This window comes from Streptomyces sp. NBC_01384 (assembly GCF_045040035.1).
GTDB lineage: Bacteria > Actinomycetota > Actinomycetes > Streptomycetales > Streptomycetaceae > Streptomyces.
In genome coordinates this window covers 1-15,826 of the sequence record NZ_CP109559.1, presented here as the reverse complement: position 1 = coordinate 15,826, position 15,826 = coordinate 1, and the positions used below count along the sequence as shown (strand labels likewise).

Annotated in this window: 12 protein-coding genes and 1 pseudogene; 6 read left to right on the top strand and 7 right to left on the bottom strand. The window is 69.6% G+C overall.

Features of this window, described 5'->3' with window-relative positions:
- Positions 1 to 97: 97 nt before the first annotated feature.
- From OG747_RS00065 to OG747_RS00045, 5 genes are all read right to left on the bottom strand, one after another.
- Positions 98 to 1,213 (bottom strand): AAA family ATPase, encoded by a 1,116-nt coding sequence (locus tag OG747_RS00065; RefSeq protein WP_405876539.1) that lies wholly within the window; start codon positions 1,211 to 1,213, stop codon positions 98 to 100.
- A 100-nt stretch (positions 1,214 to 1,313) separates the two neighbouring features.
- Positions 1,314 to 3,125: a transposase gene (locus OG747_RS00060; RefSeq protein ID WP_405876537.1), complete on the bottom strand. Its 1,812-nt coding sequence runs from the start codon at positions 3,123 to 3,125 to the stop codon at positions 1,314 to 1,316.
- A 6-nt stretch (positions 3,126 to 3,131) separates the two neighbouring features.
- Positions 3,132 to 3,659, bottom strand: a complete 528-nt coding sequence (locus OG747_RS00055; protein WP_405876535.1) for a hypothetical protein — start codon at positions 3,657 to 3,659, stop codon at positions 3,132 to 3,134.
- A gap of 72 nt (positions 3,660 to 3,731) precedes the next feature.
- On the bottom strand, positions 3,732 to 4,322 hold the full coding sequence (locus tag OG747_RS00050) for a hypothetical protein (RefSeq protein ID WP_405876533.1): 591 nt from the start codon (positions 4,320 to 4,322) through the stop codon (positions 3,732 to 3,734).
- Between the two features lie 291 nt (positions 4,323 to 4,613).
- Positions 4,614 to 5,429, bottom strand: a complete 816-nt coding sequence (locus OG747_RS00045) for a TniQ family protein (protein ID WP_405876531.1) — start codon at positions 5,427 to 5,429, stop codon at positions 4,614 to 4,616.
- Between the two features lie 256 nt (positions 5,430 to 5,685).
- On the opposite strand from OG747_RS00045, the gene OG747_RS00040 reads away from it, so the two are divergent.
- The 6 genes and pseudogenes from OG747_RS00040 (at position 5,686) to OG747_RS00015 (ending at position 11,728) form a co-directional block, all read left to right on the top strand.
- Positions 5,686 to 6,312, top strand: a complete 627-nt coding sequence (locus OG747_RS00040; protein ID WP_405876529.1) for a DEAD/DEAH box helicase — start codon at positions 5,686 to 5,688, stop codon at positions 6,310 to 6,312.
- A gap of 7 nt (positions 6,313 to 6,319) precedes the next feature.
- Complete coding sequence (locus OG747_RS00035) at positions 6,320 to 7,462, top strand: tyrosine-type recombinase/integrase (RefSeq protein ID WP_405876526.1); 1,143 nt, start codon at positions 6,320 to 6,322, stop codon at positions 7,460 to 7,462.
- A complete protein-coding gene (locus tag OG747_RS00030; protein ID WP_405876524.1) occupies positions 7,459 to 8,703 on the top strand; it encodes a hypothetical protein in 1,245 nt (414 codons plus the stop codon). Before OG747_RS00035 ends, OG747_RS00030 begins: the two co-directional genes overlap by 4 nt.
- Positions 8,700 to 9,703 (top strand): annotated as a pseudogene (locus OG747_RS00025) (IS5 family transposase). The gene OG747_RS00030 and the pseudogene OG747_RS00025 overlap by 4 nt, the downstream one beginning before the upstream one ends.
- A 70-nt stretch (positions 9,704 to 9,773) precedes the next feature.
- On the top strand, positions 9,774 to 11,156 hold the full coding sequence (locus tag OG747_RS00020) for a tyrosine-type recombinase/integrase (RefSeq protein WP_405876522.1): 1,383 nt from the start codon (positions 9,774 to 9,776) through the stop codon (positions 11,154 to 11,156).
- A complete protein-coding gene (locus tag OG747_RS00015; protein WP_405876520.1) occupies positions 11,153 to 11,728 on the top strand; it encodes a DUF6262 family protein in 576 nt (191 codons plus the stop codon). The genes OG747_RS00020 and OG747_RS00015 overlap by 4 nt, the downstream gene beginning before the upstream one ends.
- A gap of 51 nt (positions 11,729 to 11,779) precedes the next feature.
- On the opposite strand, the gene OG747_RS00010 is transcribed toward OG747_RS00015, so the two are convergent.
- Complete coding sequence (locus OG747_RS00010; protein WP_405876518.1) at positions 11,780 to 14,437, bottom strand: Helicase associated domain protein; 2,658 nt, start codon at positions 14,435 to 14,437, stop codon at positions 11,780 to 11,782.
- Positions 14,434 to 15,405, bottom strand: a complete 972-nt coding sequence (locus OG747_RS00005) for a hypothetical protein (RefSeq protein WP_405876516.1) — start codon at positions 15,403 to 15,405, stop codon at positions 14,434 to 14,436. The genes OG747_RS00010 and OG747_RS00005 overlap by 4 nt, the downstream gene beginning before the upstream one ends.
- Positions 15,406 to 15,826 lie beyond the last annotated feature (421 nt).

The following is a 15,826-nucleotide window of genomic DNA, read 5'->3' as shown; positions in this document are numbered from 1 at the left end:
CCGGTCATTGTGTGCCGCGTGCCAAGGCCCACATACAGGAACGCACCCGCCCGCCCTGCTGGCGGCATCCGCCGGGTGGGCACGGGCGGCTCACGGTTCAGCCGAGTTGGGCTGTTGCGGCGTTGATTTCTTTGAGGGTGATGTTCTCGCTGCCGGTGCGGATCGCGACGGCGGCGGTGGAGATGACGTAGGTGAGGGCTTTGAAGTAGCCGCCGGTGCGCCGGTGCAGTTCGACAGCGTGTTTGGTCAGAGCGTGTTCCTCGAGCCGGTGCAGGCGCAGGTCGGCTTCGAAGCCTGCCAGTACTTTCCGGAAGGTCTCTGGGTCCTCGGTATCCAGGGGGAGGGGGTGCAGCCAGGTGACGGGCAGCAGGGCGGTGGGCGAGGGCGAGGCGGTCGCCGTCGGACGGCCCGCCTGTGCCAGGCGTACCCGGTCCTCTTCGCTGATGCGGGTCAGGTCCCGGGCCAGGATGCGGGCCTGGTGCATCAGGTGGCTGGCGCCGGTGCCGCAGAAGATGAGCGAGACGCCGAGTTTGTCGCGCAGGTAGTCGAAGTAGGGCAGCACGTTTGCCAGTTGCTGCGGGGAGGCGCGGTTGATGTCGTCGATGAGCAGCAGGCGGGTCTGTGTCGTCTCCAGGATGTAGTTGACCGGCAAGGTCAGGTCCGGGTGCCGGCGCATGTCCAGGACTTCGGCGATGCTCTTCGGCTCGGGTTGGAGACCCAGGTAGGAGGCGATCTCCCAGATCCAGTTCACCTTGGACTCGGGGTCCGCGGGGGTGGTGATGTGCACCACGGGGATCTGGTTGGGCGCTCTGCCGTTCGCGGCGGCTTCGATCTCCTTCTGGGCGGTGCGCCCGATCGCCCGCAGCAGGCAGGTCTTTCCGGTTCCCGCGGGTCCGTCGATGACATGGTCCATCAGGCCGTCACGGCGCCCGCTGTTGAGGTGGACCGCCTCGACGACCATGTTCTGCACGTGGGTCATCGCGTCGGTGGGCACCATCCGCAGATGCCGGTGATAGGCGATGGCCTGTTCGTCCTTGCGCCTGTCCGCAGAGGGAGGGCTGTCCGCCGCCAGCACTGGTGGCTCCACTTGCTCGTCGACGAAGTGGTTCCAGCCGGTGAGCTGGAACAGCGGCAGCGGACGCATCGGGGTGTCCTTCAACTGCTGGCGCAGGCGTGCCTCGCGCCTGTCGCGCAGCTCCACGGATGCCTTCATCGCTCTTCTCGCTCGTCACGGTCCTCGCCCCGCCCTTCTTCCGGCAGGCCGGTTCCTGGGCGGAAACGTGCCCGCCCCCTCCGGCCTGCGACTGTGTCGTTCACGGACCTCTGTCCCCGGGCATGTACGAGTCCCATCCGTCGCCTGCGTCCTCCACGCCGTCCGGATCGAAGTCGTCGAGGAGTTCCGCCTCGACGACCTCGTCCGCCTCGACGACATCGCCGGAAGCCGGCGGTGTCCCGGCCGCCAAGACCTCCGACGGACTGTTGCCGCCGGCGGGGAAGAGCGCTGCGAGCGGGTGCGGCGCCCACTCGCTGTCCGGCGGCTCTTCCGCGCTGTCTGCGCTGGGCGGCGCCGGCAGGACGGGCAAGGGCGGGGGAGCCAGGGGAGAGATGGGCAGCGCCGGGTAGGGCCGCAGTGTCGACAGGTCGAACGCTTCGAGACCGGCGTAGGGATCTTCGGCCGGCTGTTCGGTCTCCAACTCCAGTCCCTGGAATGGTGGTGGGGTTCCGGTGCGCTTCGGTGGGGGTTGGCCGGAGCGTCGCCGCCTGCCCCGTTGCGCCAGGGACAGGGTGATCGTCTCCTCGTCCTGCTCGTTGCCGCCGGCCGCTTGGTGCTGCTCGGCGTGCTCTTGCCACATGTCCGCGGTCCAGGGGTCGCCCAGTAGGTGCCGCAGCCGGAAGTCGCAGGTCACCCAGGTGCCCGCCGTGTGGTCATAGAGCCACACCCGCTCGGGACGGTAGGGGTTGAAGCGGCATTCCCACTTGTCCCCTCGGCCGGGCAGTTTCGAGCCGCCGCGCAGGAGGATCTCGCGGTAGTGTCCGGCGTCCTGCCTGGTGGGCTGGTAGGTCCGGTGGTTGATCATGAAGCCGCTCTTGCCGGGGGTGACCCACCGCGCCAGCAGGAAGAAGCGGCTTCGGGCGGGGGAGAGGGGCACGGGCCGGTAGCCGCTGCGGGCCACCTGCACGGCGTACATGTCGTTGGGGGACAACGCGATGCTGGGCCTGAACGGGTCACGCAGCCCCGCATCGGGGGTCTGCTGGTAGTCCAGAGCTACCCATTCCTGTGCCATCTGCTGGAGTTCGGCGATGGTGTACAGCGGCATGCGGTCGATGGCGCGCCCGCGTCTTTTGTGGCTGCGGCCCTGCCAGCCGTGCCGCACGTACTGGCTGAAGCGGTGCGCGAGGGTGATGAAGAAGTGCTCGGCGAGCGGCTTGTCGGCCGGGGTTTTCTTGCGTGCCGGGCGGCGGGCGATGCGCAGCCGGTCGCAGACCTCGGTGAAATGATCGCTCGCATAAGGGCTGCCCTGGTCGTAGACGATCAACTCGGGACGGATGACCGGGCGGGCGGCCGTGGCGTTCGTGAACCGCTCGTCCGCCGCCTTGAGCGCCCCGAACGGCAGGCTGGAGGCGGCGGCCGCGCTGAGCGGGTCCCAGCCGGGCATCACCGGCCAGGGCGCGAAGGCCTGCGCCAGCATCAGGGTCAGGTCGAGTCCCCGCATCGCCCGGCCCACCCGTCCGCTCTCGGCGCCCCCGGCACGGCTGGGCGTGATCATCAGCGCGCACATGCTGTGGCTGGCCACGTCGATCAGCACGGTCATCTCCGTGGAGACGGGCTCGCCGTCGTCGCCGCAGGCAAGGATCCGCAGGGGCGTGGTGTCGGCCTGGGTGACCTGCCCCGGCCGCAGCACGGCTTCGCGCCCGCCGTGGGGGAGGGGCGGGGTGGAGGCCAGCGCGGCGCGGGCCCGCGCCGGCCCGGCCAGGACGTCGGCCAGGCCGGACTCTTTCATCCGCAGGTAGAAGGTGGAGCGGGAGGGCAGCAGGGCCGCCGCGGCAGCCGGGTCGTCGAACTCGTCGCCGTACCGCGAGCGCAGGAGGTCCTCCACCTCCTCGCGGATCAGCTCGATGGTCACGTCCGACTACTCGCGTGCGCGCCGGGTCACCACCTCCTGCATGGCGGCCAGGCACCGCGGGTCGATAAAGCCCCCCGGCCGTCTGTCCCGCTGCCCGGGCAGCAGGACGACGGGGTTCTCTCCGGCCGCTTTCCACTTGCGCCGCTTGTCGGCGAGCGTGTGGGCGGAGCAGCGGATGCCGTCGGCGGCCAGCCGCGCCGACATCGCGGCACACCGCTGGGCCAGCGTCGTCCCCGGCCCGAATCCCCGCGCATGCTCGCTTCGGCCCGGGGCCAGACCGGTGTCGATCTCCACCATGCGCGCCTGCCACAGTGCTGCCTCCTCCCGCCCCTCCTGCCCTTCCCACCCGCGCAGAACTGCGCCGCCCACGGCCGGAGCACGGCCGGTGTCGAGGACGGCGAAATCCTCCCCGCACACCAGCCACCGGTACGACACCGCCCGGGGCGCCTCCGCTTCCTCGCCGTTTTGCGGCACCAGCGTGACCTGCGGCCCCTGCCACGCCACCACCTCCCACTCGCACTCCTGCCAGCGCACCCGCGCCCCGATGGACAGCGGCTCTTCAAGCCGGCCCCACGTGTTTCCGCCATGCGCGCCCCTTCGTGTCCTTCAGGCCGTCCAGACCGTGGCGTCGGGCAGCAGCGGCCGGCAGGCGTCGAACAGCAACCGCCGCTGCCAGAGCATCCGGTAGGCGAGGTCCAGGCCTGTCAGCGCGGGCAGGCCGCTCGCCGCCACGCCCGCCCGCAGGCCCGTCGGCTCTCTGAACGCCTCCAGCAGCGCCTGCCCCCGGCCGTCCTCGTCGCCCACACCGAACCGGTAACCGGCCAGCCATCCCAGATTCCGCCCGCGCACACCCGACGGCTCACGCACCTGCCGCACCCGCCACCCGGCCGCCCGTGCCACCGCGTTAAGGACCTGAAGTCTCGCCGCGGGCAGGCTCTCCCCGCCAGGCGGCTTCAGTACCAGCACCAGGCGCACGCCGCCGGACGTGCGCGCCACGAAGTCCGGGCGCCAGCGGTGCGCCCGGCCTCCTGCCCGCCACCGCAGCTCCACCGGGCTGGCACTGAAGGCCACCCAGGCCGGCTCGAAGTCCAGCTCCACCGCGAGGCGCCACTGCCGCAGGCTGGCGCACACCACCGTCTGCTCCCTGCTCACCACCGGCCAATAGGTGATGACGCCCTTGCGGCCCCGATAGGGCACCGGCTCGCTGACCGCCCGAACTCCTCCAGCGCAAGCCCCCGCAGCCCCACCGCACCGCACGCGCGCACCGGCCCGTACGGCTCGCGGTACAGGGCCACGACATCCTGCTCTGTGCCCCCCGCCGCCTCGTCTTCCAGAAGGCCGCCGGGATCCTCCACCGTGCTCATGCCTCCCGTCCCGTGCCGCGGCGCCGCACTGCTGCGCACGTCTGTCCGGCCAGAACACCACCGCCTGTTCCGGGTTCTGTCGTAAGGGCGCCTTGCGCAGGCGGCAGTGTCCTGCCGCCGGGCGTCACATCTCGCATGCCGGCTGTCCCAGCCGCCAGGGCAGGCACGACGCCGCCGCGAGAACCTCGGTGGGCTGCGCCGCCCGTTCATGCCCGGGCGACAGCCGCAGCTCTCGCGGCACCCCGGCCGTCCCGCAGGCGGTATCCGGTGCCGGGCCGGCGGGGGTGCTGTGCCGCTGCAGCCAGTCCATCAACGCCAGCCGGCCGACCGAGAAGTCGACGCCCCACAGGTCCATCTCGCCCCGCAGCTCCTCCATCCACCGCGTACGGGCCTGCCCGTCCCGCCTGCCCGCGTGTTCGAAAGCGGCCAGCCGGGCCGCCACGGCCGCAGCCTCCGGCATCAGCACGAGCGGCGCCATGGGCACCGCCTCAGCCTCCAGGCCCGGCGCACCCACCGTGCGGTGTCCGGAAGGTGCGTCCCAGCGGTCCGCGCTGATCATCCATGCCGTCTCCCGCACCCCGCAGGCGGCGGCGCACGTCCCGCACAGCGGCACCAGGTGTCCCTCGCGCGGCAGCCACGGCCACTTCCACACCGCTTTGGTGGTCTCGGTCTGCTGCAGCAGATGCGCGGCCGCCGTGCTCGGCAGGACCTCCTGCAGCGCCGACGCGGTGCTCCCGCACAGCACCGCCAGATACTCAAGCCCCCGCTGGTTGACGTACATCTCGGTGGTGGAGGGATAGGCCCGCACCCGCACCGGATCCCGGGACGCCTGACCGAAGCCCACGCGCTCCAGCAGCTCTTCCAACTCCAGTCCCTGGCCGTGCGCCAGCCGGTTGACGAAACTGCCCGTCGACTCGCCCCGCAACGGTGCTACCCGCACCGGCAGCGGCCTGCGGGGCCCGAACAGCCAAGAAGCTCCCGCTACTTGTCCGTCCACCTCCGCTGCCCCCAACTCCGGCGATGAACGCTGCCGCAGCAGCCCGGCATTTCCCCATGCTGCTGTGTACCGCGCCGCGAGAACCTCCCCGCCCGCCGGATATCCCCGAAAGGGTGAACCAGCCGGCGAAAGCAAGACCAGACACCCCCTCGTGTGCCGACCATGAGGTCCCAGGCACACGATCACAAGGGGGAAGCCGGTGCCCGGGACCGTATCCGAAGACCAGCTCGCCACGGCGCTGCGTGGCCACCAGGCCGTCGCCGTCGACAACAGCGTCTCAGCCTTCCTCGATCACCACGCCCGCGTCAGCGTCGTGATGGCCACCGGCACCGGCAAGACCCTCGTCGCACTCCACGTCGCCCACCGCATCGCCCCCCTCGGCAACGTGGTGCTCTTCGCCCCCAACATCCAGCTGCTCTACCAGACCGCGCAGGTCTGGCACCGCGAAGGCCGCCGGGGCCTCTACCTCACCATCTGCCACGAGGACGCTCGCGGCGTGCTGCCCGGCGGCGTCCTGCGCATCGGCTCGGCCGAGGAACTCGCCCACCACGCTGCCGGGGCCGCGGCCTTCGGACCTTTGAACGTCTTCTGCACCTACCAGTCACAGGAGAAGGTCGAACAGGCCCACCGCGACCACCACCTCGCCCGCTGGGACCTCATCATCTGCGACTTTACCAACCGTCACGTGGGTGTGTGTGACGTTCGCGTGGAGTGGTCTGCGGGAGTGGGGGAGGGGTGTGGACTCGGGAGCGAGGGCGCCGCCGGTGGGGCGGTCCTTGGTCTGAGGGGGCGGCACGCGGGTGGGTGGTCGGTTGGTGGTGGGTGAGTTACGCGTGCAGGAGATCGTCCGTGGGGACGGGCGGGTTTCCTACACGGTTGTGGACACGGACTGTTCGGTGGTGGCGGAGGCGGACGGGTTCCTGCGTACCTGCGCGGCGGGTACGGACCGTACATACGCGTATGTGCTGGTGGATCATCTGCGGTGGCTGCGGTTCGCGGGCCTGGACGTAGGAGCAGTGTCGCTTGGGGATCTGCGGCATTACATGGCGGCTTTGGGAGCGGATTATCCGGGGCCGTTCGGGCTGCCGTGGCGGGAGAACAAACGCCCGTACGGGCACAGCGCGTTGAAGGGCGCGGCGGCCTGTGTGAAGGGCTTCTACCTTCACCTGGGCACCCACGGCGTGAACTCCGCACTGGCGGAGGCGCTGCGTGTGACCCGGCTGCCGACGCGGGCGGATAGGCGGCGGGCGATGCTCGGGCACGTCCTGCACAGCATGCCGGCCAACCCGCTCGCGCCCGCCGAACAGATGCGTCGGCACCCGAAGATGCTGCCGGAAGGCGCCCGGGATCTGCTGCTGGGGGCGGTGTCGTGCGCGCGGGACCGGATGGTGGTCACGTGGCTGGCCGACGGCGGTTTCCGGATCGGTGAGCTGTGCGGGCTGCGTCTGGTCGACCTGCACCTGCGCGAGCAGGCCGCGTGCGGTCAATGCCGGGGGCCGCACGTGCACATCTGCCACCGTGAGGACAACGCCAACCGGGCCCGGGCCAAGACCAAGACGCCCTGGACCTGGCAGGACAACGCTGTGTGCGGCGGGACGGTGCGCCGGGCGAGCCCGGCGATGATCCACACTTACTTCGAGTACATCACCACCCAGTACCCCGCCCAGTCCGTTCACGGCATGCTCCTGGTCAGCCTGCACGGCCCCTCCCGCAGCCAGCCGTGGACCACGGCCGCAGCCCGGGGCATGCTGCGCCGGGCCGCGGCCCGTGGTCAGATGGGCCGGGTGGTCCCGCACGCCTTCCGGCACAGCTTCGCCACCGCGGTGCTGGACGCCGCACGGGGCAACGCTGTGATCGCGCGGGATGCCGGCGGCTGGGCCTCGGCCACGACTGTCGAGCAGGTCTACGGCCACGTGGACGTCCACGACCCGGTCTTCACCGCAGCGCTGGAGCAGGTGTGGGGGACACAGCCATGATCCAGCTGACGCTGCTGCCCGGCCGCACCGACACCACCCGCGTCGGCCGCGACCGGCTCGAACTGCTCACGGCCCTCATCACTGCTCCCGCATTCGACCCGCTCTTCCGCGACACGCTGATCTTCATCCCGCCTCAACACCCGGTCTACGCCTGGCAGTGCGCCGTTGACGGCTGCAAGCGCATCCGCCGGGTCAGCCACAACCTGTGCAACACGCACAACCTGGAGTGGGAGCAGGCCGAGCGGACGGGGCAGACCAAGCGCGCCTTCATGGACGCAGCCACCGCTCTGCCCGCCGCGCGGGGAGTGGACTACGGCCGGTGCCTGATCTGCCCCGACCGCCCGGCGATCAGCCCCACCACCCGGCTGTGCCAGCAGCACCAGACCAGGTGGCAGTACGGCGAGGCCGCCGGCATGGATCAAGACCGGTTCGAGCCCTGGGCCCGTACACAGCACCCGCTTCCCGGCTACGGCCTGTGCACGGCGCGGTGCCCGTTTTTGGCCTGCACCTCACTGGGGCTGTGCCTGCAGCACCTGAACCGGTACAACATCGACAACCGCTCTGGAGACGCCCGGTCGCACAACTCACGCGGCCCCCTCAAGGACGGCCGGCCGCTCCCGGTGACCTACGGCGACGAGGAGGCATTCCGTGCCTGGTGCGCCACTGCGGAGCCGGTCACGCAGCCAGGGCTGGTCAACCTCCACTGCCTGCCTCCGCTGCTGCGGGCCGAGATCCAGTGGGGCCTGCATGCCCATGCCCAGTCCGCACAGCACTCCGAGTGGACCACCAACGGCATCAGGAATCTCGTCAGACACTGTTGGCGAGGCAGCATCACGTCCCTGATGGACCTGCACGACGGAGGCTACAAAGACCTGACGCGCAAGCAGATGGACTCCGAGGTCCGCAAGATCATCTGGGAAGTCGTCAACGGCCTGCGCTGCGTCTACTACAGCCCCTCGGACACCAAGGACGCCGGCTTCCTGGAGACCGATCACTTCGGACGACGCTTCAAGAACGCCCAGAGCCTCTTCGACATCACCACCGTTCCCCAGCGGTGGCTGCGCGACCTGCTCTGGGACCATCTCGCCGAGTGGCTCCGTTCCCCGCAGTGCCCCCGCACCCGGGGCCCCTTCGACCAGATGCGCCGCGCCGCCGTCGAACTAGGGCGCGTATCTGGTTTCGATCAATCTGCCGGATCTGGCCCGCGCGGTGGGGTGGATCCGGTAGATCGTCGTGTATGACGCGTGCGCAACTGACTGATGCCGAGTGGGCGTTGATCGAGCCGTACCTGCCGGTCGGCGAGCGGGGTCCGTACCCGGAGCGGCTGCGGCAGCAGTTCGAGGGAGTGATCTGGCGGTTCAGGGCGGGTGCGCAGTGGCGTGAGGTGCCGAGTGAGTTCGGCGCCTGGACGACTGTGTCCAACCGGTTCCGGCAGTGGCGGGACGCCGGGGTCTTCGAGGCGCTTCTGGAGGGGATGATCGCGGAGGCCGCGAAGCGGGGTGAGGTGGACTTGTCCCTGGTCAGTGTGGATTCCACCACCGCCCGGGCTCACCACGACGCTGCCGGGATGCACCTCGGTCAAGAGGTCATGGCCGCCTTGGAGAAGGCGGCCGCCGAGGAGGAGAATGCCCGCCAAAAGGTGGCAGTCCGGAAGGACAAGACGGGCAGGGTGCTTTAGCTGATCCCGAGCGGGAGGAACGGCGACGTATCCGGCGCCGGCACAAGGCCCGCCTGAAAGCAGCCCTGCTCGGACGCTCGAGGGGCGGGCAGACCGGCAAGATCCACGTCGCCGCCGACCGCAAGTGCCGCCCGCTGGTCTTCGTCCTGACCGCCGGCCAGGCGGCGGACAGCCCGCAGTTCATCCCGGTACTCAAGAAAGTCCGGGTGCCCGGGCCGGTCGGCCGCCCCCGGACCCGGCCCGACGCTGCTGCCGGCGACAAGGCCTACTCGTCCCGCGGCAATCGCTCCTACCTGCGCAAACGACGCATCAAGGCGGTCATCCCGGAGAAGAAGGACCAGGCCGCCAACCGCAAGAAGAAGGGCAGCCGGGGCGGCCGGCCCGTCAGCCACGACACCGCGCTCTACAAAGAGCGGAACACAGTCGAGCGTCTGATCAACAAGCTCAAGGCGTGGAGAGGCATCGCCACCCGCTACGACAAGACACCCAAGAGCTACCTCGCCGGAGTCCACCTGCGCGGCTCGATGATCTGGATCAAGGAGCTCGCGCGGGCCACCCCTTGATCAAAACCAGATACGCGCCCTAGGCGTCTTCCTCCAAGCCGACGCCCCCGACGCCGGCCACGACCCCACCGTGCTGCGCCGTGAGCACGCCGAGCGGTTCGTTGCCGACCAGCGCCACCGCGCCCGCCACGGCCTGCCATCCCTGGGCATGGTCCTGGTCGACGGACGATCCCCTACCGTCACGGACCTGAGCTGCCAATTCGTCTTCAATCAAGCCCGCAAGCTGCTGTACAGCGCCATCACCGCCGGCCACGCTGAACGCCTCGGCATCGACACCGGCTTCCTGACCGCCATCCCCTTCGGCGGCACCGGCCTCAAACAGCGCTCCCGCAACCCCTTCAGCGACGACGTCGCCCGCGCGCTGACCGACGAGACCAACCTGCGCCGCCTGGAGGAACTCGACCTCAACGACCGGGGCCTGCGGGACATCTGGGAGACCATCGTCGCCACCGGGCGCCGCTGCAGCGAGGTCGTCGGACTGCGGCTGGACTGCATCGGCCGCTACCGCGGTCTGGCCATGCTGTGGCACGACCAGACCAAGGTCGGCAACTACAACGAGGGCATCCGCATCCCCGAGCCCGTCTACCACCGCCTCGATGCCCGCCGCACCAAGACACTCCAGCTCTTCGAAAAGCGCTACGGCCGCACCCCAGCAGCCGCCGAACGCCCCGGCCTGGCCCTGTTCCCCTCCCGCGTCCGCAACCCCAACGGCCGGCAGCCGATCTCCTACGGCCATTTCAACCAGCGCTTCAAGACCTGGATCGTCGGCCTCGACCTCGGCGGCGCGTACGTCGCCCACCAGGCCCGCCACACCCTGGCCACCAACCTGCTGCGCGCCGGCGCCACACTCACCCACATCCGCCGCTACCTCGGCCAGCTCTCCGAACGCATGGCCGAGCACTACGTAAAGATCACCAACAGCGACCTCGAAGACGTCCTGAACACCGTCTGGGTGGCCGGGCCCGGCGCCCCCAACCCAGGCGAACTCCTTTCCGGCGACACCACCCCCATGGACCGCGAGACAGCCCTCGCCCTGGCCCTGGACCTCTCCCGCCGCAGCACCCCCGCCGACGGGGGATTCTGCACCTACCAACCCGTCGTCGACGGCGGATCCTGCCCCTGGAAACTCGACTGCGAGAACTGCGACAACTTCGTCCTCTCCGGCGCAGACCTCCTCTACTGGCGACGCAAAGCCGAACAGTGGCGCTCCATCGCCGAGAACGCCCCCGACGACGCCACCGCCGACTACCTCCACACCGTCTTCGAACCCACCGCCAAGGCCATCAGAGGACTCGAGCACGCCCTGGCCGCCCTCGGCATCCTCGACGAAGCCCTCACCCTCGACCTGCGGCGCCCCCAGGACTACTTCCACCGCACCTGGAGCACTGCCTTCCGCGCCCGAGACCTTGCCGCACTGCAGGCCCCCGACCCGGATGCCACAGGGCAGCCATGAGCACCCGCACCGACGCGGCCGTCCGAGCCCGCCGCCAAACCACCCAGGAGATGCTCGAACGCCTCCAGACCGCCCTGGCAGCCACGGCACGCGACCATACGCCCGTCACCGTCGCAGCCCTCGCCCGAACCGCCCGCGTCTCACGCACCTTCCTCTACCAAAACCAGCAGGCCAGAGCCCTGATCGAGCAGGCCACCCGCGCAGACAGACCCCATCCCGCAGTCTCCAAAAGCGGCAGTCGCACCCAGCCCGCCTGGAGAGAACGTGCGCTCAACGCCGAAGACGCACTCGCCCAGGCCCAGCGTGAAATCCGCACCCAACGCACGCACATCGCAGAACTCCTCGGCAAGATCCGCGACCTCGAACACGATCTCCCCGAAGGCTCACTTCAGCGGATCGTCACCGAGAACACCAGCCTGAAGCAGCACGTACGACAGCTCACACAGGACAACCAGCGCCACCAAGAACGTCTGGCCAGCGCCCGCCAGAACAATCGCTTCCTGGACAAACGCGTCGCAGATCTTGAAGCTCAACTCGCGCCGTATCTCACCGCCCCACCTCCGCCACCATGATCCCGCCTCGACGCATCGACAGATGAGGACGGCACGCCTCATCGTTCGCCATCAGGCCCATCCGACGCCCAGTTCGGCGAGGGCGGCACGCTGCGCATCCGAGAGTTTGTCGCGGCGGGCCTTGGTGTTGGAGACCCATACACCCAGCTTGACGATCACCGGCTCTGTCTCGCCATCGACCGCGATCTCTTCGCTGTGGCCGCGCGGCACAGCCCGATGGCCTTCCCGTTCCACCCACTGCGCGAGGGCCGCAAGTCCGCGCTGGAACGCCTGCTGCGCCTTGCTCGGGCCCTTCGTCGCACCCGCGGCTACCGGGGCCGGGGCGGGCTGTTCAGTGGGCTTCACCCCCAGTGCGGAGAGCCGCTCTTGCTGCTCGCTCGACAGGAGCTTCCAGGTGCCCGGTTGGGTCTGCCGTTCCAGCCACCGTCCGATGTCGTCGCCGTCCATCAGCACTCCGGGGGCGATGTCGGGGAGGCTGCCGTCGGCGTCGACGAGGTCGGCGAGGACGCGGTAGTGGCGTTGCCAGTCCAGCGGCCAGGGGCAGTTCCAGTCCGGGTCGATCGCGGCCAGTTGCTGCGCGCGTTCCGCCGCCCGTTCCGCGTCCTTCCCCAGGCCGCCCTTCCGGCGGAGATTGGCCGTGTGCTGGCCGACCGGCACCATCGCCTCGCCCTCGCCCCACACCGCGTCCTGACGCGGAGCGAGGTGCCCGGTGGCCCGGTGGTAGGACCGCAGCGCGGCGAGCTTGGCCTCCCACGCCTCTTCGCCCGGCTCCCACACCATCCCGGCCTCCGGCGCGTCCAGCAGGGTCTTGCGCCGCTCTTCGAGCTCGCCTGCCCGCAGTGCCTTCCGCTGCTGGTGCACCCACCTGCCCAGCGGGAAGTCCTTCGTGACGCCCACCGTCGTCTCGGTGTCATAGGGGACGGCGTACAGACCGGTGATCTTGTTCTCCTTCCGCCAGCGCAGCAGAGCCTGGTAGCCCTCGAGCCACACCAGGCTCTCCGGCCGGTAGACCCGTGTGCGGAGGAAGGCCGCGATGGTCGCCGTGTCCCGGGGAGAGGAGAAGTGGAGCAGGGCCGACTCGGCAGCGGCGTTGGTGCCGTCCTGCTCCTGGTCCGCGCCGTCCTCGCCGCCGGCCCCGATGATCCGCCCGTCCTCATCGCGTCGGACGTGGACCTTGCGCTTCCCGCTGCTGAGGGCGCGGGAGGCGAGTTGCTCGACGAGTCGTTCATCGTGCGAGCGCAGGCCTTGGAGCACGGCGACGAGGGGGCGGAAGCTGGCGGAGGCGACCATGTCGGCCGGGTCTTCGCCGGGTTGAAGGAAGATGGGCACGATGATGCGGGCGATCTTCGTGCTGCCGTCCCGGTTGAGCCGGAGCGCCCGGCCGATGTTCTGGACGATCTCCACTTGGGAGCCGCGGGTGTCGGCGAAGCAGACGGCCTCCACGCCGCGCTCGCCGGTGATGTCGACGCCTTCTCCGAGCACGCGACAGCTTGCGAGGAACGCCCGGTGTACGCGCCGGTGGTTGGCGTCGATGCCGCCTGCGAACTGCCGCAGTACTTCGCGTCGTTCGGAGACGAGGTGGTCGCCGCACAGCCATGCTGACCACACGCGGTCCGGGGGTACGTGGCGGCCGGCTTCCAACTCGTACAACTTTGCGTCGATGGACGACTTCGGCAGCCGGTCGGCCTGGGCCAGGTCCTCGTCGGAAGCGTCGTTGATGTACAGCTCCGCAGCCGTCTGGGGCAGCTTCTCCGCGAACGCCGCCGCCTCCTCCACCTTCTGATGGAAAGTCATCACGGTGCGCAGGTTGTACGCCGCCGCGTGCTCCAGGAGCGCCGTCTGCAGAAGCGCCAGGCGCCGGCCTCGCTGCGCTTCCTCCGATTCCCCGAGGACGGGGGAGGGGTCGCGGATTTCCAGGACGTCGACCTCGAACCCGGCGAGGATTTCTCGCTCGATCGCCTCCGAGAGCCCGAGCTCGGCCAGCCATGGCCCGTAGGTTTCCGAGTCCTGGCCCATTGACGCGATTTCCAGCTCCTGGCCGTCCGCGCCTTTCTGGGGCCGGGGGGAGGCGAGGATGCGTGGGGTGGCTGTGAGGTAGAGCCGGAAGTCGGCGGGGATGCGGGCGTTGTCGTGGATCGCTGCCCACGGCCTTCCAAGATCACCTGCGGTTGAGTGGGCTTCGTCGACGATGGCGAGCGTGAAATCGTCCATCTGCTGTCCGTACAGGCGCTCTCCACCCGCCAGAGCGGCCTCCAGCGGCCCGCGAACCTTCCCCTGACCCGCCGGGTCCTCGAAGTCCTCGCGGTCCACGAGAGAAGCGTAGGTGGCGAACACGATGGCCGGCCCGTGCCCGGCCCACAGGGCGAGCTGGATCGGGTTGGTGGTGGTGCGCACCCCCAGCTCGTTGAGCACCAGGTCGTTCTCCAGCGAGCACACCGCGACCATGGGGGAGCGATGACCCACTGCCCGCCATGCCTGGGCGGTCTGCACGAGCAGGTCCAGGGTCGGCACGGTCACGAGGATCCGGCCTTCGGGGAAGCACTCCAGCGCGCACGCGGCAGCCATGATCGTTTTCCCTGACCCGGTCGCTGACACGATCGTGCCACGGGCACCCTGAGGGGGAACAGATGACCTTGCAGGGAATCCGACCCACTTACGGAAACTCGACTTCTGGTCAACCTGATGTTTCTTGAGCGGAATCCTGCTCATCGCCCGTCCCTCTCGCCCGTGTCGTACAGCCAGCTGTCCTGAAGCCTTTCCAGCGCCATTTGATCCTGGCCTTGATCCTCCCAGACCCCTTCGAGCCAGAGCGGGGCTTCGTCAATCCTCTCGCACAGCACGAAGCACCCGGGCAGGCCGATCAGAACGACCTCGCCCGCGAACATGCCGCCGGGCCCGCAGCGGCGCCACAACCGCTCCAGCCGCGCCCGGCGCTCGCGCAGGTACGCCTCCAGCGCCTGCGGGTAGGTCACCCGCTCCGCCAGGCGCACGGTCCGCAGCGCGATGCCCACGACCTCCCGGGCCGATTCCCTGTCCCACTGCTCGGAGTTGGTGCCAGTCACGGCCGCGTAGTGCTGCTCGCAGACGGCCAGGACCCGCTCGATGAGCTCCGCCGGGGCCTCGTTTCCCTCGTCGTCGCGGGCGGCCTCCTGCCGCCGCACCTCGCTGGACGGCCCCTCCTCGGTCACCTCCACCACCCGGTACAGGCCCTTGTCCCCGTACAGGCCGCCCGGCTTCTCATTCGCCTTGCGGACCCTCGCCACGGCCTCTTCCACCGATCGCGCGTAGGTGTAGCTCGTCAGCGTGGACGCCCCCGGGTACTCATCCTGGGTCGGCGCAGCTACGACACGGAAGCGCGTCAGGCCGGCCCCCGCCGACTCCGCAGACGGCTCGCCAGCAGCCGGAACCCGACCGAGATCCTCAAGGAGGTCCCGCCGCAAGGCGGTTGCAGCCAGCCCGACCCACTGCGCCACGTCCGCGACCCGGCCGTACTGGGCAAGCAGGACGTCACCGTGGATGGTGAAGCTGTGCGGCTCACGGTCCATTTCATCCGTCAGGGAAGAGAACATCCCCAGCACGCCGATAAGAGAATCGAAACTGGCCTCTTCCGGAGCGGGAAGAGAATTACCGTCCTGATCAAACAGAGCGTCACTCATTAACCCCTCCTTGAGGTTCACGCCCCAGTCCGGGTGGTTGGAGGGTGTCCCGTGTTTCTACCAACAATACATGCTGCATCAATCTGATGCAGCATGTACACTAGAACCCGACACGAACGAGCGACCCTCCATCCCTCGTAGCCAGCCTGGCCCGCGCCAGCGGGCCCCAAGGTTCTGGAGGCGCAGCCGGAAGGACCGTCAGGCGGGGGAGCGCAGCGGACCCGCCCAGGAGTGCGAAGCACTCCCCAACTCCCGTACAAAAAAACCGAGTAGCCGCACCTGACACACCGTCAAACCCCGGGCAGCGCGCAGCGCAGCCCGCCGGACGCGAAGCGGCCGGCCCCCCTCAACTCCCGAAGCGCAGCGAAGGGAGTTGCCCGGCGAAGCCGGGGCGCGGTGAGCGAAGCGAACCGCTTCGCTTGCATATCGCGCAGCGATATGG